General features: G+C 54.2%; 18 protein-coding genes. 11 read left to right on the top strand and 7 right to left on the bottom strand.

The features are described 5' to 3' along the window. From VGJ94_19595 to VGJ94_19625, 7 genes are all read right to left on the bottom strand, one after another. The coding region (locus tag VGJ94_19595) for an aconitase family protein (GenBank protein ID HEY3278826.1) at nucleotides 1-711 on the bottom strand (711 nt) is incomplete at its 3' end. A gap of 17 nt (nucleotides 712-728) precedes the next feature. Beyond that, nucleotides 729-2,537 (bottom strand): cache domain-containing protein, encoded by a 1,809-nt coding sequence (locus tag VGJ94_19600; GenBank protein HEY3278827.1) that lies wholly within the window; start codon nucleotides 2,535-2,537, stop codon nucleotides 729-731. 1 nt (nucleotide 2,538) lies between these two features. Continuing rightward, nucleotides 2,539-4,299 (bottom strand): aspartate--tRNA ligase, encoded by a 1,761-nt coding sequence (aspS, locus tag VGJ94_19605; protein ID HEY3278828.1) that lies wholly within the window; start codon nucleotides 4,297-4,299, stop codon nucleotides 2,539-2,541. A gap of 123 nt (nucleotides 4,300-4,422) precedes the next feature. Further along, a complete protein-coding gene (locus VGJ94_19610) occupies nucleotides 4,423-5,946 on the bottom strand; it encodes an acyl-CoA dehydrogenase family protein (protein ID HEY3278829.1) in 1,524 nt (507 codons plus the stop codon). Nucleotides 5,947-6,233: 287 nt separating this feature from the next. Beyond that, the gene (gene ubiE / locus VGJ94_19615) at nucleotides 6,234-7,049 is read right to left on the bottom strand and encodes a bifunctional demethylmenaquinone methyltransferase/2-methoxy-6-polyprenyl-1,4-benzoquinol methylase UbiE (protein HEY3278830.1); all 816 of its coding nucleotides are present in this window, start codon (nucleotides 7,047-7,049) and stop codon (nucleotides 6,234-6,236) included. A gap of 100 nt (nucleotides 7,050-7,149) precedes the next feature. Continuing rightward, nucleotides 7,150-8,088, bottom strand: a complete 939-nt coding sequence (locus tag VGJ94_19620) for a hypothetical protein (GenBank protein HEY3278831.1) — start codon at nucleotides 8,086-8,088, stop codon at nucleotides 7,150-7,152. A gap of 55 nt (nucleotides 8,089-8,143) precedes the next feature. After that, nucleotides 8,144-8,473 carry a 4-oxalocrotonate tautomerase family protein gene (locus VGJ94_19625; GenBank protein ID HEY3278832.1) on the bottom strand — a complete coding sequence of 110 codons (330 nt, stop codon included), beginning with the start codon at nucleotides 8,471-8,473 and terminating at the stop codon, nucleotides 8,144-8,146. 313 nt (nucleotides 8,474-8,786) lie between these two features. On the opposite strand from VGJ94_19625, the gene VGJ94_19630 reads away from it, so the two are divergent. The 11 genes from VGJ94_19630 to nuoL are packed head-to-tail and all read left to right on the top strand — an operon-like array spanning nucleotide 8,787 to nucleotide 19,970. Further along, nucleotides 8,787-9,140, top strand: coding sequence for an NADH-quinone oxidoreductase subunit A (locus tag VGJ94_19630; GenBank protein HEY3278833.1), 354 nt, complete (start codon nucleotides 8,787-8,789; stop codon nucleotides 9,138-9,140). Continuing rightward, on the top strand, nucleotides 9,131-9,625 hold the full coding sequence (locus tag VGJ94_19635; protein ID HEY3278834.1) for an NADH-quinone oxidoreductase subunit B family protein: 495 nt from the start codon (nucleotides 9,131-9,133) through the stop codon (nucleotides 9,623-9,625). Before VGJ94_19630 ends, VGJ94_19635 begins: the two co-directional genes overlap by 10 nt. Further along, complete coding sequence (locus tag VGJ94_19640) at nucleotides 9,622-10,122, top strand: NADH-quinone oxidoreductase subunit C (GenBank protein HEY3278835.1); 501 nt, start codon at nucleotides 9,622-9,624, stop codon at nucleotides 10,120-10,122. Before VGJ94_19635 ends, VGJ94_19640 begins: the two co-directional genes overlap by 4 nt. Beyond that, the gene (gene nuoD, locus VGJ94_19645) at nucleotides 10,123-11,295 is read left to right on the top strand and encodes an NADH dehydrogenase (quinone) subunit D (GenBank protein HEY3278836.1); all 1,173 of its coding nucleotides are present in this window, start codon (nucleotides 10,123-10,125) and stop codon (nucleotides 11,293-11,295) included. A gap of 11 nt (nucleotides 11,296-11,306) precedes the next feature. Next, a complete protein-coding gene (locus VGJ94_19650) occupies nucleotides 11,307-13,256 on the top strand; it encodes an FAD-dependent oxidoreductase (GenBank protein ID HEY3278837.1) in 1,950 nt (649 codons plus the stop codon). A gap of 13 nt (nucleotides 13,257-13,269) precedes the next feature. After that, a complete protein-coding gene (locus tag VGJ94_19655) occupies nucleotides 13,270-15,696 on the top strand; it encodes a molybdopterin-dependent oxidoreductase (protein ID HEY3278838.1) in 2,427 nt (808 codons plus the stop codon). Between the two features lie 3 nt (nucleotides 15,697-15,699). Beyond that, a complete protein-coding gene (gene nuoH, locus VGJ94_19660) occupies nucleotides 15,700-16,698 on the top strand; it encodes an NADH-quinone oxidoreductase subunit NuoH (protein ID HEY3278839.1) in 999 nt (332 codons plus the stop codon). Nucleotides 16,699-16,708: 10 nt separating this feature from the next. Next, nucleotides 16,709-17,125 (top strand): NADH-quinone oxidoreductase subunit NuoI, encoded by a 417-nt coding sequence (nuoI, locus tag VGJ94_19665; GenBank protein HEY3278840.1) that lies wholly within the window; start codon nucleotides 16,709-16,711, stop codon nucleotides 17,123-17,125. Then, complete coding sequence (locus tag VGJ94_19670; protein ID HEY3278841.1) at nucleotides 17,122-17,649, top strand: NADH-quinone oxidoreductase subunit J; 528 nt, start codon at nucleotides 17,122-17,124, stop codon at nucleotides 17,647-17,649. Before nuoI ends, VGJ94_19670 begins: the two co-directional genes overlap by 4 nt. A gap of 6 nt (nucleotides 17,650-17,655) precedes the next feature. Then, on the top strand, nucleotides 17,656-17,970 hold the full coding sequence (gene nuoK / locus VGJ94_19675; GenBank protein ID HEY3278842.1) for an NADH-quinone oxidoreductase subunit NuoK: 315 nt from the start codon (nucleotides 17,656-17,658) through the stop codon (nucleotides 17,968-17,970). 11 nt (nucleotides 17,971-17,981) lie between these two features. Next, nucleotides 17,982-19,970, top strand: a complete 1,989-nt coding sequence (gene nuoL, locus VGJ94_19680) for an NADH-quinone oxidoreductase subunit L (protein ID HEY3278843.1) — start codon at nucleotides 17,982-17,984, stop codon at nucleotides 19,968-19,970.

Genomic DNA, 19,970 nt, shown 5'->3' on the forward strand with positions numbered 1-19,970 from the left:
CATCTGCTTGAGATAGAGATAGGTCATGATGTCCGAAGGGAAAAGGCCGCACTTCGCCCCCGCCTCGACTGCCATGTTGGATATGGTCATCCTCTCTTCCACCCCAAGGTGGTCTATCGTATCCCCGCTGAATTCCATCGATTTATACGTAGCTCCGTCAGCGGAGATCATCCCTATAATCTTTATAATCAAGTCCTTGACCAATACTGAGGAGGGAAAGGGGCCCCTGATGTCGAATCTGAGGGTTTCGGGAACTCTCATCCATGTCTTTCCGAGTCCCATGGCTACGGCGATATCCGTCGAGCCCATTCCCGTGGAAAAGGCACACAGCGCGCCCCCGGTGCAGGTGTGAGAATCTGCGCCCACCAGGACCTCTCCCGGGGAAAGCATATATTCCGACATCACCTGGTGGCAGATCCCTTCACCCACTTCACTGACCTTTGCCCCATAGGCGGCGGCGAAATTCCGTATGGCGACCTGGTCGTTGGAAAGCTCCATTCTCGGGCTCGGCGACCCGTGATCGATGAAAAACGTAATCTTGTCGCCGTCGAAAAGGGTCTTGAAACCCATGGACTCGAATTTCTTTATGGCAAGCGGGGCTGTCCCGTCCTGCAAGAGGATCTTATTCACATTGACTATGGTATAGTCCCCCTGATGCACGTCCGCCCCGGTATTCATGCTCAGGATCTTTTCCGCTAAAGTTTTTCCCATTATTGCTCCTGTTTCAATTACTCCTCGGCCTTCGTGAGGTCTTCGAACTTGATATCGAACCCGAGAACGCCCACGATCTCGCCGACTTCATCCCTGATCGGGCCCGACACGGTCACGCAGAGGGCCCCGGTGATCCTGGACGAATAGATGTCGGTCACATTGATTTTCCCGCTTTTTAAGGGGTTGATAAACCAGTCCCTGTCGGAGAAATCTTCATGGAGGTCGATTCGATGGTATTTCGCCCTGTCGAAAACCTGGTTGATATTCTTCGTAATTTTCACGCCCTGACTGTCGACGATGTAGGCAAACTGTATATACGGGTATTCCTCGACGATGGTGCTCAGGGTCTCTTCCTGCTTCTCGATATTCATGCTCTTGATAGCCGGATCCTCTATATACCTCTCTATGAGGTGAGCGGCCATGTCGTAGGCCCTCTTCTTGAGGAGCTGGAATTCGGATACGAATATCTCGGGCACGTATCTCCTCACCAGGTGCTCTATCTCATTGTCGGAGATTACCGTTACCCGGCCCTCGTCGTATTGCTTCAGGATCCATTTGTTTACCTTGGCGACGCCGGGATGGGTCTTGGGGACCCGGTCTTTTCCTGTTAAGGCAAAATGGGAGTTTACCCAGTGGGATATGCCCGCGAGACCCGATTTATCGGTGATATTGATCGTGAGGGGCCTGTTCAGTATCCTGTCCGTATCGAAGGGGATATAGATTTCCTCGTTCTTGACGATGCCGTCGATGTGTACCCCCGCGGAGGTGGCATTAAAATCGACTCCTATAAAAGGCTGATTTCGCGGGATGAGGTGGCCCAGCTCCTTTTCGAAGTAATTCCTGATATCCGTGATGGTTTGAGTGTCGATCCCGTTCGTGTCGCCTATGAGGCTGATATACTCCATAACGAGTCCTTCGATGGGGGCGTTGCCCGTTCTCTCCCCTATGCCCAGAAGGGTTCCGTTTACGTAGGCGCAGCCGTAAAGCCACGCGCTGACGCTATTTACGATCACCTTATGGAAGTCGTTGTGGCCGTGCCATTCGAGAAGCTCCGAGGGAACGCCCGCGTCGTCGATCATGGCCCGTATTACCTTTCCGATCGACCGGGGAAGCGCCGCGCCGGGGTAGGTGACCCCAATGCCCAGGGTATCGCACAGGCGGATCTTGATGGGGATCTTCGCATCTTCCGAAATACTCATGAGCGCCTGGGCAAAAGGCACGCAAAACCCGTATATATCTGCCCTCGTCACGTCTTCGAGGTGGACTCTCGGTGCGACCCCCAGCTCGATTGCGCTTTCGACGATCTTTATGTAATCCTCGAAAGCCCGTGACCTCGTCTTTTTCAATTTGAGAAATATGTGGTAATCCGAGCAGCTGGCGAGGATTCCCGTTTCCTTGAGGCCCAAGTCCTTCACGAGCCGGAGGTCCTCTTCTTTAGCCCTTATCCAGCCGGTGATCTCCGGGTAGCGATAGCCTTTCTCCCTGCACCGCTCGAGGGCATCCCTGTCCTTATCGGTATAGAGAAAGAATTCGCTCTGCCGTATTACCCCTTTGGGTCCTGAAAGGCGGTGAAGAAAGTCGAAGAGGTCTTCGATCTGTCCGGCCGTAAAAGGGGGGCGCGACTGCTGACCGTCTCTGAAGGTGGTATCGGTAATATAAATCTCTTCGGGTGGATCTATGAGCTCTATCTTGTGATCGAACTTTATCTTGCACACCTCGGTAAAAGGGAACATCTCGCGGTAAAGCTCGGGCTCCTCCACATCGATAAGAGGGTATTTGGTCCCCCGTGACACGTTCTTGAAGATGAAGCCCGGCTTCTTCTTCATCCTAGCCTCCCGCCTGCTCTGCGACGGTCTTCACCTTCAGCTCGTTCAACTGTCTTTGCGACACTCGCGAGGGAGCGCCGGTCATAAGGCAGGTGCCTTTCTGTGTTTTGGGGAAGGGGATGACATCCCTGATGCTGTCCAACCCTAAGAGCAGCATGAGGAGACGGTCGAATCCGAAGGCGATGCCTCCATGGGGAGGTGCCCCCATATCGAGCGCCTCGAGGAGGAAACCGAATTTGTCCGTGGCCTCCGCCTCCTTAATGTTGAGTATATTGAACATGGCCATCTGCTCGTCGGTTCTGTAGATCCGGATGCTTCCGCCGCCGATTTCCATACCGTTCAGGACGAGATCATAGGCTTTCGCCTTGATCGTTTCGAGGTCGCCTTCGAAGCCCCGGACGCTCTGCGTGGCGGAGGTGAAGGGGTGGTGCCTCGCCATAAACCTCTTCTCTTCTTCGCTATATTCAAGGAGTGGGAAATCGACGACCCAGAGAAACTCGAAGAGGTCCTTGCGGACAAGACCGTATTTTTCACCGATGTAGAGTCGGAACCTTCCCATGAGCTCATTGGTCCTGTTCCTGGGGCCCGCCATAATGAAAAGGACGTCGCCGTTGGCGCATCCCATCCTGCCGTCCATGGCTGCCTTCTCCGCATCCTTGAGGTACTTCACTATGGGCGACTGAAAAGTGTCGTTCTCCTTACGGATCCAGATGAGCCCGCCGGCCCCCATCTCCTTGGCCGTATCGACCGCGGTGTCCAGGTCTTTACGGGAGAGGGTCTTGCCTTTCAGTATAAGGGCCTTTATGGCGCCCTTATCCTCGACCGTCTTTTTGAAAACGCCGAGATCGGTCTCGGAGAAGATATCGGTAAGGTCGGTCATAAGGAGCTCGAAGCGCAGGTCGGGTTTGTCCGAGCCATAGCGCTCCATGGCGTCATCATATGCCATTCTCCGGATGGGGGTCTCGAGGGTCTTGCCGGTTACCGCTTCAAACACATGCTTTGTGAGGCCTTCCCCGATGGCGATGACATCGTCCACTTCGGCAAAACTCATCTCTATATCTATCTGAGTGAATTCAGGCTGCCTGTCCGCACGGAGGTCTTCGTCCCTGAAGCAGCGGACGATCTGAAAATAGCGGTCAAAGCCGGCTACCATCAGGAGCTGCTTGAATAACTGCGGGGACTGGGGCAGGGCATAGAAATTGCCCGGATTGAGCCGGCTCGGCACGATGAAGTCCCGCGCGCCCTCAGGGGTGCTCTTGGTGAGCATGGGGGTCTCGAACTCATGAAAACCGTTGGCTGCCATGTAATCCCGCGTGGTCTTATATGCGACGCTTCTCGTGATGAACGCCTTCTTCACTTCCTCGCGCCGCATATCGAGGTAACGGTAGCGGAGCCTCAGGGCCTCGTTCGGTTCTTCCTCGTCCAACTGGAAGGGGAGGGGTTTGCATGTATTCAATACTTCAAAGGAGGCGACATATATCTCCACCTCTCCCGTGGGCAGGCCGGGATTCTCCGTACCCCGGGGACGCAGGTCCACCTTGCCCGTGATGGTGATGACATACTCCTGTTTGAGGTCTCCTGCTTTTTCGTGGGCTTCCCGTGAAATATCGGGAGAAAAGACTATCTGCACGATCCCGCTCACGTCCCTCAGATCGGCGAAAATGAGTCCGCCATGGTCCCTTCTGCGAAACACCCAGCCCGAGAGGGTGATCATCTTTCCAATGTCTTCTTTTGTAACCAGTCCGCAGTATTTATCTCGCACGCTACACCCCCTGTAAAAGTCATTTATTATATATTCTACCGGGGTTACAAGTCAAGGAGTATGGGCCTTGCCGAGCCGCGGCGGACAATCGGGGGGCTGATTTTGACGTGCGAGGGGGTTCGGTTAAAACTTTCTCATATCGTCCATCCACCCGGGGAACCAGCGGTAATATTCTTTGGGATAGGCCTTCTTGAGGCCGTCATAAGTGGCTTTCGCAAGGGTGATGCCTTTCTTTGTGCGATAGAGCTTGACGGAGCCCTCTGTCTCGAGACCGACGAGAAGCGCGTCCAGACCCGAATCATCCGTCTCCAGGTACTGGAGCATATCTTCCCGGCTCATGAAGAGGCCGGGATTGACCTTATAATCATCCGCCAGGATAGCAAGGAGGGCGGCGCTGTCCGGGTTCTTTCGCTTCTCCGGCGCGCCCGAGACCGGCACGGGCACACCCAGCTCCGGATGGGGGACCCTGCGGCGCATTTTCAGCACTCCGTCCATCTGTTTCACGCCGCTCTTGAAGACGACCTGCCTGCACGCTTCCATGGTGCCGCCGGAGATATGCTCCACCTTCGCGATCTCCATGATCGACTGGGCAGGGTAAAAAGGCGTGACGCCGTCTCCGCCCATGATCTGAAGACCGTCAAGGCTCGATCGCATGGTGCCTTCCACATTGAATACCTTGGTGACGTTCGATTCGACCGTAATATCCCAGCCGAGGTCCCACAAATAGGCCGTGTAGTAGGTGGCGAGGCGGGAGAGCTTGAACTGGATGATAAGGTCGGCGATTTTGGCCTGATTGGCAGGGATATCGATGGTCGGTTTGTTGAACTGGACCCTTCGTTGAGAATAGGGAACCGCATTCCTCAGTATCTCCCCCTGCCAACCCAGGGTCATGGCGGAGATAAGGGTCCTCTCGAAATTGAGTCCCGCCGTCATGATCTTCCATCCGTCGCCTTCTTCTCCGATGCGGTTTTCGACGGGGACCTCGACGTCGTCGAAATCAAGAACGCCATTCTGAATATTCTCGAACCCGAGGACCTCGTTCATTTTTTCCACGGTGAAGCCCGGTGCGCCTTTCTCTACCACAAAGGCGGTGAGGTGGCGGTATTTCGCAATAGCCGCCGGGTCGTCGCTTGTCCGCACGTAGACAAAGTACCTGCTCGCCACTCCCGCGGAGACAATAAACCTTTTCTTGCCGTTCAGGATATATGTATTCCCCTGCCTTCTTCCCCTCATCTCCATGCCCGCCGCATCTGTTCCCGCGAAGGGCTCCGTGATGACGATGGCGCCGATCTCTCCCTGGGCAATCCGTGGAAGAAAGCGTTTTTTCTGCTCCTCCGTTGCCGCCTCGATAATCTGGCGCAAACCGCCGATCATATTCCCGACCATGATGCGTCCGGGACCGGGCATGCGGCAGAAGGCCTCCACCACGATGCATGCCCCGGTGGCGCCCATTCCCATGCCGCCATACTCTTTGGGGACCGCGACGCCCGTATAGCCTTTCGCCGCGATTTTTTCAAAGATGTCCCAGGGGAACTCTCTCTTCCATCTGGCTTCAGCGTCCCGCGGCACCATCACCTCTTCGGCAAAGACTTCCAGCTCCGCCGCCAGTTTCTTCTGTTCTTCCGTCCACCAGGGGAAATGCTCCATATTCTAAGTCCTCCTTCTGATTTGTTTCGAATGAATGTTCTGCGGTCTCATTTTTATGAGAGCGGGCGCGACTGGACGCAATGGTGTCCATCTATATGTATCGTTCTCCGAAGCACTGCACAAAGTGTGCCGTGACGGGGAATCAGACGATAGCGGGGATTGGGCAGGGGGTGGGCCGGTATTCGTCATATATGACATATAAAAGTGTCACATATGACGAAAGAAGGGGAATAATGCCGGGTGTGACAGGGAAGCCGGCTGACACGCCGGCGGGGAGAAAACATGGGCTATGCCTTTATGCCCGTATGTACTACCGCTATCCCGTTTGAAAGCCTCCGGTATGCCACCCCCCGAAATCCCATGTGTGTTAACAGGCGTGAAAGCTCATCAGGGGAAGGGAATAGTCTTATCGACTCGGGCAGGTAGGTGTAGGCCTTGCGGGAGCCTACGAAAAGGAGGCCCAGAAGGGGCATTACGGCGAAGGAGTATAAATCGTAGAGAGCACGGAAAGGACCGAAGGCGGGCTTGGAAAATTCAAGGCACATAAACCTCCCTCCCGGCTTCAGGACCCGGTGCATTTCCCGGAAGCCGTCCTCCATATGGGTGACATTGCGGATACCGAACCCGACCATGGCGACGTTGAAGCTCTCGGGTTTACACGCGATCAACTCGGCATCACCCTGAACGAATGCGATCTGTCGTCGTGCCGGAGCGTTGGTTGTTTTACCCCTCCCGGTCACCATCATTTTCAGGTTGATATCGTAAAGGACTACGTGACCGGCAGGGCCGACCTTTTTCACTGCCAGGACGGAGAGGTCCCCCGTGCCGCCGCACACGTCGATGACCCGCTCTCCGGGCTTAAGGCCGAGGAGGTTCACCGCTTTCCGCTTCCAGAGATAATGAATGCCGAAGCTGAGGAGGGTATTCATCATATCGTATTTGCCCGCCACCGTGTCGAAATGGTTGCGCACCCAGTGGGTCTTTTCCCCGGCAGGCACTTTTTTGAACCCGAAATCCGCCGTCTCCCCCTCGAGTGGGCTCGCGAGCCCCTTTGACGTGCCTTCGGCCTTACGAGGGGTCCACAGATTTTTTATTGCCGCCATTAGCCTTGCTCTCCTTATGGAATGAATAGGTGAATGTATGCTGCATTATAGCAGAGCCCGAGGATATGCTCCAGTCTCACGTGAAGATCGCCTTCCCATCTCAGCGGCCGGCCGCCGCCGGATCCGGGGGCCTTCTCTTCGCCCTTAGCTCGAGCCACACGATATAAAGGATAGCGATTACCGAAGAGACAGTGGCGGGCACCATGGTCTCGGGAGTGAAAAATACCAGTGCGATACCTCCTGCAAGGCTGTAGTTCTTGAAAGTGCCGAGAAGCACGGCACTCGCGAGCACTCCCGAGGGCACGCGAAAGAATTTACCCGTAAGCTCGATAAGCAGGCCGACAAGAAAGGTAGTCGCGAAGGCGATATAGCACACCGGCAGAATGGAGAGGGGGTGGTCGAGAAATACGGCCCTGTTGAGGCCGACCATGGTATAGATAATGATAAAAAATCCCCAGTTGGTGACGGCGCCGTAATATTTGCCGGTCCGGGCGGGTATCGCCGTAGAGGCCAGAATGCGCGCCAGGATCAGGGGGGCCACGATCAGCTCGCCAAACATTATCAGTATCCGCAAGGGGTGTATGAAGCCGGATCCGAGGAGCGCCACCATCATGAGGGGAGCTATGGCGAGAGCCCCCAGATAGGCCCCTATCGTTCCCGCCAGGGAGAAGGCGGTGTCGCCTTTCACGAACATGGTGAAGGGTATTACGGCCACCGCGGGGGGTACGGACGCGAGGATAAAGAAACCGGAGCGGAAGGCGTCGTTCGTTACGAATAAGGCAGCGGCCCCGGCCATAAAGAAGGCCTGAACCACGAAGGTCAGCGCGATGCCTGTCAGGGCAGGCGCCAGAACGGCGCGAACCGAGATGAAGGCTCCCCACTTCACGTTGATGGTAGCGATGGTCATGATGACTGCCAGGGCGGGAATCGCGGCAGGCTCCACCCATCGGGCCCCATCTCCCCAGAGAAGTCCCGCCCCGAGTGCGAGGAGCATGACCACATTCCGGTCCCTTAGCATGCGTGCGAGCCAATGGGGCATAAGGAGGCAGCCCTTGGGAGCCGCCCTCAGGGGAGCTGTTTTTCTGTCGCTTCGATCATTTTTGTTTTTGCCGGAGAGAGGTAATAGTCTCGCCTGCCACGCCCCAGTTGTCCGTCTCCACCTCGTCGATTACCACAAAGACCGTGTGGGGCGGCTTATTCAAGACATCCTGCAGGAGCTGCGTTACCCCCTTAATGAGTTTTACCTTCTGTTCGGCGGTGACCCCTTCGTTGGTGACTTTGATGTTTACGTAAGGCATCTTCTCCTCCTTTGAGAATGTATTGCAGGGCGCGGCGACCATTACCTCTTCCAGGTCAGGAAGCGGACAGCGGGTGTTCCCTTCGACAATCCGTCGACAGCACGGGAAGACGTCCCATTCCTCCATAATATATCTTCCCGGGACGGCTCGTCAAGGCAGCGGTTCAGCGTCCGGGACCGCACGCGAGCCGGGGAGGCCGGGGCAGGGGCTCCATTGCGTCGAGTGCCCGATCAGAGAAAGGAAGTGAATTTTTTCACTCCTACATTTCGCGGGGTATCTCTTCTGGATTTAATGTTTTCGGGTATTTGTGACTTTTTTCACTTTTTTTGAAAAAGAGTACAATTTGGTGTAGACATTTTATAACTAAACCTGTACAATTGAGAAATCTTTAAAGTGAATTGGATTAGCTCAAAAAACTGGCTACAAAGGACTTCTCGCTATGTTTGAGTATGTAGCAATTTTCGTGATGTTCTGCCTTGCCGGTATCATCGCCACCGTCATCATAGGGGCTTCCCATCTCCTCGGTCAACGAACCCAAAACAGGATCAAATTAGCACCCTATGAGTGTGGTACCACGACGATCGGCCCTACCCGCAGAATCATGACCATTCGGTACTATATCGTGGCAATGCTCTTTCTGGTATTTGACATAGAAGTAATATTTCTCTACCCCTGGGCTGTGGTGACCAAGAAGCTCGGCCTCTTCGGTTTTGTGGAGATGATGGTATTTGTACTCATCCTCTTTATCGGGTACATCTACATTTGGAAAAAAGGTGCGTTAGAATGGGAATAGAAGATTCTTCATTAGTTAAACCCGTTGATTACATCATAAACTGGGCGCGAAAGAATTCACTCTTTCCGGTGACCTTCGGCCTTGCGTGCTGTGCCCTTGAAATGATGGTCGCAAGCTCCGCGGAATACGATATTGCGCGATTCGGGGCGGAAGTGTTCAGGCCGTCGCCGAGGCAGTCGGACCTTATGATCGTGGCGGGCACCCTTACGAAAAAAATGGCGCCTATGGTCAAGAGAATTTATGAGCAGATGCCGAATCCGAAATGGGTCATCGCCTTCGGGGCATGTGCTTCATCGGGCGGTATCTTCAGATCTTACGCAGTGGTACAGGGGGTAGACCAGATTATCCCCGTCGATGTATTTATTCCCGGTTGTCCGCCGAGACCCGAGGCCCTTCTCAAAGGCCTTATGGAACTTCAGAAGAAGATACAGAAGGAGACGTTAAAAGACAGGCCGTTAATAACTTTACCTGGGAAGAGGGCATGATAAGCAGCAACAGGGTCTTCGAGAAACTTTCAGAGGTTTTCGGGCGAAAAATCATTCATACCGCCATAAATATGGGCGAGCCTGTAGTCGCATTGGACAAAGGATCGATACGGGAGGTGCTCACCTTCCTGAGGGATGATCCGGAGCTCTCCTATCAAATGCTCGTCGAGCTCTTCGCCATAGATTGGCAGGGCCAGGAGCCGAGGTTCGAGATTGTCTATATCCTCCGCTCTCTCCTTCACAACGGCAGGGTCACCGTGCGGGCGCGTTGCGGCGAGGACGGCGTCAAAACAGTAAGCGACCTCTGGAATGCTGCCAACTGGCTGGAACGGGAAGCATTCGATATGTTCGGCATACGCTTCATCAACCATCCGGAGCTTCGAAGAATTTACACCGACGACGATTTCGAGGGATTTCCCTTGAGGAAAGATTTTCCCCTGGAGGGAAAGGACTTCGATAAGCCCTTTACAGTCCACTTTAAGGAAGAAAAGGCGTAGATGACAGAATCAAAATATATGACCATCAATATGGGGCCGCAGCATCCCGCGACCCATGGCGTCCTCCAGTTCATCCTTGAGCTGGACGGCGAGACAGTGGTGAAAAGCACGCCCCGCATCGGGTACCTCCACCGTGGCATGGAAAAGCTCATGGAGGCCAAGACATACTGGCAGGCGCAGCCCCTTACCGACAGACTCGATTATACAAGCGGCATGTCGAATAACCTTGCCTATTGCCTCGCCGTGGAAAAACTCCTGGGTATCGAGATACCCAAACGGGCGCAGTACATCAGGGTAATGTTGTGCGAGATGCAGCGTATCGCCGCCCATATACTCTGGCTGTCCACCCATGCCCTTGATATAGGGGCCATGACGCTTTTCTTCTACGGGTTCCGTGAAAGAGAGAACTGTCTCAAGGTGCTGGAATCGGTTTCCGGCGCAAGACTTATGCCCGACTATATCCGCTTCGGCGGGCTCAGGGAAGACCTTCCCGACGGCTTCATGGAGGCGGCGAAGACCTTCATAGAGGATTTCCCGCGTAGAATAGATGAATATGAGACACTCCTCACCCAGAACATCATCTGGAGAAAACGTACTCAGAACGTAGGCTTCCTTTCCGCGGAAGACGCTATAAGCTACGGGGTTACAGGTCCCGTGCTCAGGGCTTCGGGCGTAAATTACGACGTGCGGAAGGCATACCCCTATTCGAGTTACGATGAATTCGATTTCGAGATACCTCTGGGCACCAAAGGCGACGTGTACGAACGATACCTCGTGAGATTGCAGGAGATGAGACAGTCCGTGAGGATCGTGATGCAGGCTTTGGAGAAGCTGCCGTCGGGACCCATCAATGCTGCGGCCCCCGAATTCGTGCCGCCCGCGAAGGAATTGGTTCAGAAGGATATGGCAGCCCTTATCCGCCACTTCAAGCTCATGGCGGACGGCATCAAGCCCCCGAAAGGGGAGGCATATGCCTCGATAGAATCATCAAAAGGTGAGCTCGGCTTCTATATTATCAGCGATGGCACGAGCAAGCCTTACAGAGTCAGGATCCGGCCGCCGTCATTCCTCAACGTCGCTTCCATTCCAAAGATGATTGACGGCCAGTTAGTGGCGGACGTAGTAGCCGCCATCGGAAGCGTTGATGTGGTGCTCGGCGAAATAGACAAATAATAAGGTTAATTATGGCAGAAGTATTATTCAGTTCATGGCAAGGCGAGATCATCGACAACAGGGGCAAAGGGAAAGACGCCTATGAACCCCTGAAGAAGGCGAAACTCCCCGGGGAATTCGACAGGGGTCCCGTGAAAGCATTCATGGGCTGGGACGGCATCATTCTGTGCGATGAGAATGTGGACATGGTAGACATGTCCCTTAAATACGCCGAATCGGTTCAGAGGGAGTCGTGCGGCAGGTGCATTCCGTGCAGGATCGGGAGCAAGGTCATCTGGGGGATCCTGAATGCTATGGCCCTGGGGAATGGCAAAGCGGGCGACATCGGAAAGATAAGGGAAATTGCCGCTACCATTCGGGACGGCTCCAAATGCCAGATAGGGCAGACCGGTTTTATTCCCGTGCTCCAGGCCCTCGAGTTCTTCGGACCCCAGTTCGAAAGCGCGATCAAGGAAGGGCGAAAAGCCACGTCGGGCGATTACAGAATTTCCGTCACCGCTCCGTGTATGAGCGTGTGCCCGACCCAACTCGATATACCCAAATATGTTGAAGATATCACCGAAGGGAGATTCTCCGATTCCCTCGCCACCATACGGCAGAATACATGCCTCGCCGGTACGTTGGGCAGGGTCTGCGTCAGACCTTGCGAATCGAATTGCAGGCGGGCAAATATCGATGATCCTATATCGATCAAGAGCCTCAAGCGGTTTGTCGCCGACTATGAGATAGAGAAGAATGTAGAGCAGCCCGTTCGGGAAGTACCCCGGGGCGGCAAAAAGGTGGCCGTGATCGGCGCGGGGCCTGCCGGACTCTCATGCGCCTACTACCTCGCTCAGATGGGGCACCAGGTAACGGTATTCGAGAAACTGGGAGAACCCGGCGGTATGGCGGCGGTAGGTATCCCCGATTATCGTCTGCCCCGCTCCGTGCTGACCGGTGAGGGCAAGTTCGTAGAGTCCTTAGGCGTGGAGATCCGCTACAATATGACTATCGGCAAAGATGTGACCATTCCGCAGCTTCAGAAGGAGTACGACGCCATCTTCATCGGTGTGGGCGCCCACGGCAGCTCGCCTATGGGTGTGGAAGGCGAAGATAGCGGATATCAGGGTTTTATTGCCGGCGTGAAATACCTCCTCGATATAAACCTTGGAAAGGATCCCTATCCCGAAGGAAAGAAAGTCGTGGTCGTAGGCGGCGGCAACGTGGCCATGGACTGCGTGAGATCTTCTTTCAGAGTCGGCAAACCCGATGTGCACCTCGTCTATCGGAGGACCAAGGCGGAAATGCCCGCCGATCCGGTAGAGATTCATGAGGCGGAAGAGGAAGGCGTAGACTTTCACTACCTCTGCAATCCCAAAAGGATTATCGCGGAGAACGGAAAGGTGAAAGGCGTGGAATGCATCCGGATGGAGCTCGGCGAGCCTGACCAGAGCGGACGCAGGAGACCGGTGCCGGTGCCTGACTCCGAGTTTATAATCGAGACCGATATTCTCATACCCGCCATCGGCCAGATGATTGACTGGTCTTTCCTCGAGAAGAAGGAAGAGTTCACCATTACCCGGTGGAATACATTTCAGGTGAATCAGGAGACCTTCGAGACCTCGGTAAAAGGCATATTCTCCGCGGGCGACTGCGAGACCGGACCTGACGTGTTGGTGAGGGCATGCGGGAACGGGAAAAGGGCCGCATGGAAAATCGATGAATATCTGAAGGGTGAGGAGCCGAAGGCACGGATGGGCGAAAAATTCGTCCGCTTTTTCGGCGACATCAAAGTCTATGATAAAAAAGAAAATGTGGGATTCCTGGGCGATAAAAAGCGCACGAACCTGAAGCCCATGGAACCGGAAAAAAGAAAATGGGTGTTTGATGAAGTGGAAGAGGGCTATAAAGTGAATGAAGCAATCGGAGAGGCGTCACGGTGCCTTCGCTGTTACAGAATAGGCATGATTGCGGTAGGGTAAAGAAGGAATGGGCATGATAACGGTTACAATAGACGGCAAGGAGATCCAGGCAGAAGAAGGCAGGACGATACTTGAGATCGCGAGGCAGAACGATATCCCTATACCTACCCTTTGCTATCACGAACATCTCCTTCCCATAGGTTCCTGCAGGCTGTGCATTGTTGAGATCGAGGGTTACGACAAGCCCATGGCGTCCTGTGATACCGTGGCCCGGGACGGGATCTCGGTAGTCACGAGATCGGACAAGCTTTTTGCCATGAGGCAGGAGTACTTGAAGTTCCTTCTCATTCACCATCCCCTCGAATGTCCTATCTGTGATGCGGCAGGAGAATGCCGGCTCCAGGACCTCGCATTCGAGCACAAGCTGGAACAGGTCGATCTTTCGGCGGAAAAAGAGGCGAAGAAGGCCGAACCTTATTCCACCTCCCTTATAAGATACGCGGAAAGCCGTTGTGTCCTCTGTCTGCGCTGTGTCCATGCATGTCGTGAGATTTCGGGAAGAACTGTCCTTGAAATAGCGCAGAAGGGAATACAGGCACGGATGGCGCCGGTGAACGGCCTTGACTGCATCTCCTGCGGCGAATGCCTGGCGGTCTGCCCGGTGGGCGCCCTCGTCGAACGGGTAAGTCCGCTGAAGAGCAGGAAATGGCAGACCAGACGGGTTTCGACCACCTGTGCTCACTGCGGATATGGGTGTGGCCTCACTCTCGATGTCTATGGGGATCGAGTTATCACGAAAGTCCTCACGGACGTGGACCAAATGCCGAACAAGGGAAGCCTCTGTATCATGGGCAGGTTCGGCTATGATTTTGCCAACAATCCCGCCCTTCTTAAAGAAGCGGTCATCAAGGAAGAAGGCGTGGCAAAGACTGTGAGTCTCCAGGAATCGGTTGAAGCGGTGGCGGCAGGCCTATCCAGGCTCCTGAAACAGGGCAAGCCCGCGGGCTTTATCGTCTCTCCCAGGGCCACGAACGAAGAGATCTCCATGATCTCCCAGATCGCAGGCTGTTTTCCCATGAGCACCATAGGGACATCGGGCAATTACCATACAGGAAAGGTCCGGGACGTGATGGACCGGATGGGCATCCCGCCCGTCTATAATTACGAGGACCTCGCAGGGTGCGATCTTGTGATTGCCGCAGGCGCCGACCTCCTCGGAAATAACCATCTCCTTGGAAACAGGGTAAGGGAGGCGGTAAAGAAAAATGGCTCCAGGGTCGCGGTGATAGACCCGTCTCCGACGGCACTTACCAGAATCGCTGATTCATGGCTCAATATTACGCCCGGATCGGATGCGCTCCTGTTCCAATTGATCGCAAAGCGCCTGTTGACGGAGAAGAGATATTCTCCCCAGGGGGAAAAGATAGAGGGCTTCAAGGAACTGTCTGCGGTGGTCGAAAAAATCGACGAAGCTGCGGCCCTGCTTGAATGCGGAACGGATAAAAAGGCATTCGAGAGATTTATGACGCTTCTTACGGGTGCCGGCAGGATCGCCTTCATCGTGGGCTCCGGTCTGAGTGCGCGTGAGGCGAGTCTTACTTCTCTTTTCAACGTAAGTCTCCTTTTGGGTTTAGAGGACAGGTGCCTTGTAATGGCGACTTCCCTGCAATCGAATGCGGTCGGGGCGGCAGCGATTCTCCCCAATGCAGTGGAGGCCCACCGCGTGGTCACTAACCCGGGGATCGGGGGGCTCTTCATTTACGAAGACGACCCCTTCTCTTATATGAATGCGGCCGAGACGGAAGAGGCCCTGAAGCAGAAGGCGTTCATTGCCGTCTGCGATGCGCTCCCTTCAAAGGTTGCGGATTATGCCCATGCCGTCATACCCACCGGCACATTTGCGGAAAAAGAGGGGACCTGCGTTGCGGAGGACGGCTTTGTCAGGAAAGTCCGGCGTGCGCGCTCCGGATCCTCGCAGGGTTATGAATTTCTAAGGGCCCTCGTGAGAAAGCTCTGCGGCGGTCTCAATCAGAGCGAAAAGGAGACAACGGAAAGCCTTTACAAAAGCGGAGTTCTTGTAAAAGACGGGTCAGGCCGCGAAAGAATTGCGGCAGGTTCGTCGGAGAAGCGGTTTATTACGGACGTCGGAACGTCGGAAGTCCGAGGGCAAAGGGTCTGCACCCTGGTCTTGAGGAACGTGTTCCTGAGCCACCATCTTGCCGATAAAAATACCTATTCTAAAACGGTCTATGTAAATAATCCGCCCGTGGCAGGAGATATGCTCTTTATCTCCGCCGAGGACGGGAATGCCCTCGGGATCGCGGAGGGGGACATGGTCTGCCTCGAAACCGATCTTGCAACGGTGACGGAGCGTGCTTCGATCAGGAAGGGTCTCAAACAAGGTGTGGCGGAGTACCGGATGCTCACGAAAAGACAGGAGATCCTGAAGCTTGCGCGGGGTTACGGTAAACATATTGCAGTGACAATGAAAAAAGGTTAAGGCATGGAACCTATTTACTCCATAATCGAACTGGTGGTGAAGAACCTGGTGGTAGTGATGGTCCTTATGGGGCTGGTCGCCTATACCACATTACTTGAGAGAAAACTCCTCGGCCGGATTCAGGTGCGGTTCGGGCCGAACAGGGTAGGGCCCTTCGGGCTTCTCCAGCCTATAGCGGACGGAATTAAATCCTTTTTCAAGGAAGATATTATCCCCGACGAGGCGGATAAGACCCTTTACGTAATTGCCCCGGGGATTTGTCTCTTCACCGCCCTCTCCATGTTCGCGGTCATCCCCTTCGGCGACACCGTAACCATCCTCGGCAGGAATATAAAGATGGTAGTGGCGGACATCGATATGGGCGTTCTCTACGTCCTTGCCCTGGCGACACTTGGAGAATACGGGGTAGTACTCGGAGGCTGGGCATCGGGTAGTAAATACGGCGTTCTCGGATCGCTTCGGGCGGCCGCTCAGATGATAAGCTATGAGACAGCCCTCGGTCTGGCCGTAATAGGAACCATCATTCTTGCCGGTTCCTTGAGGCTCTCCGATATCGTCGCGGCCCAGCAGGTATCGGGCTGGTTTATTCTCAAATACCCCTTCGGCTTCATCTTCTACATCATCGCGGGGCTTGCCGAGATAAACAGAACGCCCTTCGACATGCCCGAATCTGAAAGCGAACTGGCCTGTGGGTTCAACATAGAATATAGCAGCATGAAATTTGCCACCTTCATGATCGCAGAATACGCTCACATGTTCGTCGTCGCGGGAGTGGCGACTACCCTGTTCCTCGGCGGGTGGTCAGGGCCATATTTACCGGGACCCATCTGGTTCCTTATTAAAGTTTTTATCTTGATCTTCTTCTTTATCTGGGAGAGAGGGACATTCCCGCGCCTGAGGTACGACCACATCATGAAGTTCGGATGGAAGGTGCTTTTGCCCCTTACCCTTCTCAATGTAGTTGTCACCGCCCTCCTCGTGGCATTGGGAGTAATTAAATGAAGGTGATGCCATGATAATAATTCCGCTCTTGAAAGGGCTTGCCCTTACGGTGAGCAGGCTTTTCACGAAGCCGATCACCATTCAATACCCTGAAAAGAAATACAAAGTTCCGGCCAGATGGAGGGGTATTCATTTTTTCAGGAAGAATGACGCGGGTGAGACGACATGCGTCGCCTGCGGTCTGTGCGTCAATGTCTGCCCTAATGCCTGCATCACCCTCGAGATCGGGGAACGGGCGGACGGAACACGGTATCCTCTTAAGTATGAGATCGATGCGTGGCGGTGCATCTACTGCGGATTCTGTCAGGACGCCTGCCCGGTCAATGCCATAAGGCTGGGGGAGAACTACGAGCAGGCTTATTACCGGAAAGAGGATTTATGCCTCGATACGAAAAAGCTTCTTTCCATGAATGAGGAGAAGGCATGATTGCGGTGGGGTTCAAATGGTTCATCTTTTCTGCGATGGCGATTATTGCCGTGGGCTCCTCTCTTATGATGGTAACCAGAAGAAACCCCATCCACAGCGCACTGTGGCTCATCGTGGCCTTTTGTTCCCTGGCAGGGATCTACGTGCTTCTCAACGCGACTTTTATGGCCCTTGCCCAGGTGATGGTGTACGCAGGGGCTATCATGATGCTGGTCCTCTTCGTGATCATGCTCATTCATCTCGAATCGGACCTGGTGGAGAAGGCAAAGCGCTCGTTTCCGAAGGCAATAGGAGCGATTATCACTATCCTCCTTTTCGTCCAGGTAGCTGCGGGGATTGCTGCCTTCCAGAACGTGGGGAAGAAGGGCGCCATAACCCCTGAGGTCATGGCTGCGGCAGGAAACGCCCAGGTGGTAGGATCGATGCTGTATGGGAAATACGCCTTCGCCTTTGAAGTGGCATCCGTGCTACTTCTCGTGGGCATCGTGGGGGCGGTGGTGTTGGCAAAAAGAGTCAGGAATTAGGAGAGGATGATGTTACCCGATATCCCGCAGAATTTGTATTATATCCTGGGTGCAGTGCTCTTTACCATAGGCGCCGTGGGCGTTATTACCAGGCGGAACGCGATAATCGTCTTCATGTGTGTCGAGCTGATGCTGAACGCGGTGAACCTTACCTTTATCGCCTCCGGCAACTTCCTCAATTCCCTTGACGGGGTTATGTTCGTCTTTTTCATAATGGCGGTGGCAGCAGGCGAGGCAGCGGTCGGGCTCGCCATATTCGTGCTCATTTTCAGGCTAAAAGGCACGATCAACATTGACGATATCCATTTGCTTAAAGGCTGAGAGGGTTTTAAATGGCTGAGTATATCTGGCTTATCCCCGTGTTTCCCGCAATAGGCTTTCTTATCAACGGCCTTTTCGGGAGGAGTTTTGCGAAAGGCCTTACCGCCTGGGTCGCGTGCCTGTCCGTCTTCTGCTCATTCGTGGTGTCGGCTTTGATCTTCGCACAGTTCCTCAACCTTCCCGCCGAAGCGAGGGTTTTCGAGATGACCGCCTTCGACTGGATCGTCTCAGGGGACTTTTCGACCAAGATAGGCTTCAGGATCGATGCCCTCTCCATCATCATGTGTCTCGTGGTGACGGGCGTGGGATCCCTCATTCACATATATTCCGCAGGTTACATGCACGAGGACCCGGGGTTCAGGCGCTACTTCACCTACCTCAATCTCTTCGTGTTCATGATGCTCATTCTGGTGACGGCGGATAACCTCCTTCTCATGTTCGTGGGATGGGAAGGCGTGGGCCTCTGCTCATATCTTCTTATAGGGTTCTGGTACGAGAAAGATTCGGCCGCCAATGCAGGGAAGAAGGCTTTTATCGTAAACAGGATCGGCGATTTCGGGTTCCTCCTTGGCATGTTCCTTCTTGTTTCCACCCTTGCCGCCAAGGGGGTATGGACCCTTAACTATGCCGAGCTTCAGGCGAATGCGCACCTGATCGGTCCGTGCCTCGCCATTCCCATCACCCTACTTTTCTTTGTGGGCGCCACGGGCAAATCGGCCCAGATACCGCTCTACGTGTGGCTGCCGGACGCGATGGAAGGCCCCACTCCGGTAAGCTCGCTGATCCATGCGGCTACCATGGTTACGGCGGGAGTCTATATGATCGCGAGGCTCAATTTCTTCTTTGTCATGGCTCCTACGACTATGATGGTCGTCACCGTCATCGGTCTGTTTACGGCCTTTTTCGCGGCTACCATGGGATGTGCCCAGTACGACATAAAGCGCGTGCTCGCCTATTCGACGGTGAGCCAGCTCGGGTTCATGTTTGTGGCAGTGGGTGTAGGCGCGTATGCTGCGGGCATATTTCATCTTATGACCCATGCCTTCTTTAAAGGTCTTCTCTTTCTCGGAGCAGGCAGCGTCATGCATGCCATGAGCGGCGAGCTCGACATGAGGAAGATGGGCGGTTTATGGAAGAAAATACCTATAACCTACGGGACTTTTCTCGTGGCATGTCTCGCCATCGCGGGCGTCCCCGGTCTTTCCGGGTTCTTCAGCAAGGATGAGATTCTCTGGAAAGCCTTCAGCCTGGATAATGGTAAATTTTGGTATATGGCATTCGGTATGCTCACCGCCGGCATCACCGCATTTTACATGTTCCGCATGTTCTTCAATACTTTCCATGGCGAGTGCAGGGCCTCCGAGGAAGTAAAGCATCATATCCACGAATCTCCCAAGGTCATGACCATTCCGCTCATGATCCTGGCGGTCCTTTCGATTGTGGGCGGCTATGTGGGTGTTCCCCATCTATTGGGGGGCTCCAACAGGATCGAGCAATGGCTGGAGCCTATATTCGGCGCGGGCCATCAGCCTGCCGCGCACGTTGCCTCCTGGTCCTTTTTCAATAACGCCTATGCATCGTCCGGGGCAACGGCCCATGGAGACGAAGCGGCGACGGAGATGACCCTCATGGCCATAGCGGTCCTCATAGGTCTTCTCGGTATATTTGTAGCCTGGTTCTTCTATATCAAGAATCCGGAAATTCCGAAGCGCTTCGTGAAGAGGTACAATAACTTCTTTACCCTGGTGCACAACAAATATTACGTCGATGAAATCTATGGATTTATTTTCGTAAAGGGGCTTTTCGGGCTCGGCAAACTCTGCAAGAGCTTTTTTGACGAGAAAATTATCGACGGAGCCATTAACGGAGTGGCATCCCTTATGGGTGGAGTAGGAAGCCTCATCAGGCGCGTTCAGAACGGCCTGGTACAGGGTTATGCCTTTGCCATGATAATCGGGGCGATTTTTGTGATCTATTTCATAGTGAGAATGATTCCATGA

This window comes from Syntrophorhabdaceae bacterium, assembly GCA_036504895.1.
Taxonomy (GTDB): Bacteria; Desulfobacterota; Syntrophorhabdia; order Syntrophorhabdales; family Syntrophorhabdaceae; genus PNOM01.

Coding starts and splice junctions, on each gene's coding strand:
- VGJ94_19600 (HEY3278827.1), bottom strand. CDS start 2,537: ATGAAGAAGAAGCCGGGCTTCATCTTCAAGAACGTGTCACGGGGGACC.
- VGJ94_19610 (HEY3278829.1), bottom strand. CDS start 5,946: ATGGAGCATTTCCCCTGGTGGACGGAAGAACAGAAGAAACTGGCGGCG.
- ubiE (HEY3278830.1), bottom strand. CDS start 7,049: ATGGCGGCAATAAAAAATCTGTGGACCCCTCGTAAGGCCGAAGGCACG.
- VGJ94_19620 (HEY3278831.1), bottom strand. CDS start 8,088: ATGCCCCATTGGCTCGCACGCATGCTAAGGGACCGGAATGTGGTCATG.
- VGJ94_19625 (HEY3278832.1), bottom strand. CDS start 8,473: ATGGAGGAATGGGACGTCTTCCCGTGCTGTCGACGGATTGTCGAAGGG.
- VGJ94_19630 (HEY3278833.1), top strand. CDS start 8,787: ATGTTTGAGTATGTAGCAATTTTCGTGATGTTCTGCCTTGCCGGTATC.
- VGJ94_19635 (HEY3278834.1), top strand. CDS start 9,131: ATGGGAATAGAAGATTCTTCATTAGTTAAACCCGTTGATTACATCATA.
- VGJ94_19640 (HEY3278835.1), top strand. CDS start 9,622: ATGATAAGCAGCAACAGGGTCTTCGAGAAACTTTCAGAGGTTTTCGGG.
- nuoD (HEY3278836.1), top strand. CDS start 10,123: ATGACAGAATCAAAATATATGACCATCAATATGGGGCCGCAGCATCCC.
- VGJ94_19650 (HEY3278837.1), top strand. CDS start 11,307: ATGGCAGAAGTATTATTCAGTTCATGGCAAGGCGAGATCATCGACAAC.
- VGJ94_19655 (HEY3278838.1), top strand. CDS start 13,270: ATGATAACGGTTACAATAGACGGCAAGGAGATCCAGGCAGAAGAAGGC.
- nuoH (HEY3278839.1), top strand. CDS start 15,700: ATGGAACCTATTTACTCCATAATCGAACTGGTGGTGAAGAACCTGGTG.
- nuoI (HEY3278840.1), top strand. CDS start 16,709: ATGATAATAATTCCGCTCTTGAAAGGGCTTGCCCTTACGGTGAGCAGG.
- VGJ94_19670 (HEY3278841.1), top strand. CDS start 17,122: ATGATTGCGGTGGGGTTCAAATGGTTCATCTTTTCTGCGATGGCGATT.
- nuoK (HEY3278842.1), top strand. CDS start 17,656: ATGATGTTACCCGATATCCCGCAGAATTTGTATTATATCCTGGGTGCA.
- nuoL (HEY3278843.1), top strand. CDS start 17,982: ATGGCTGAGTATATCTGGCTTATCCCCGTGTTTCCCGCAATAGGCTTT.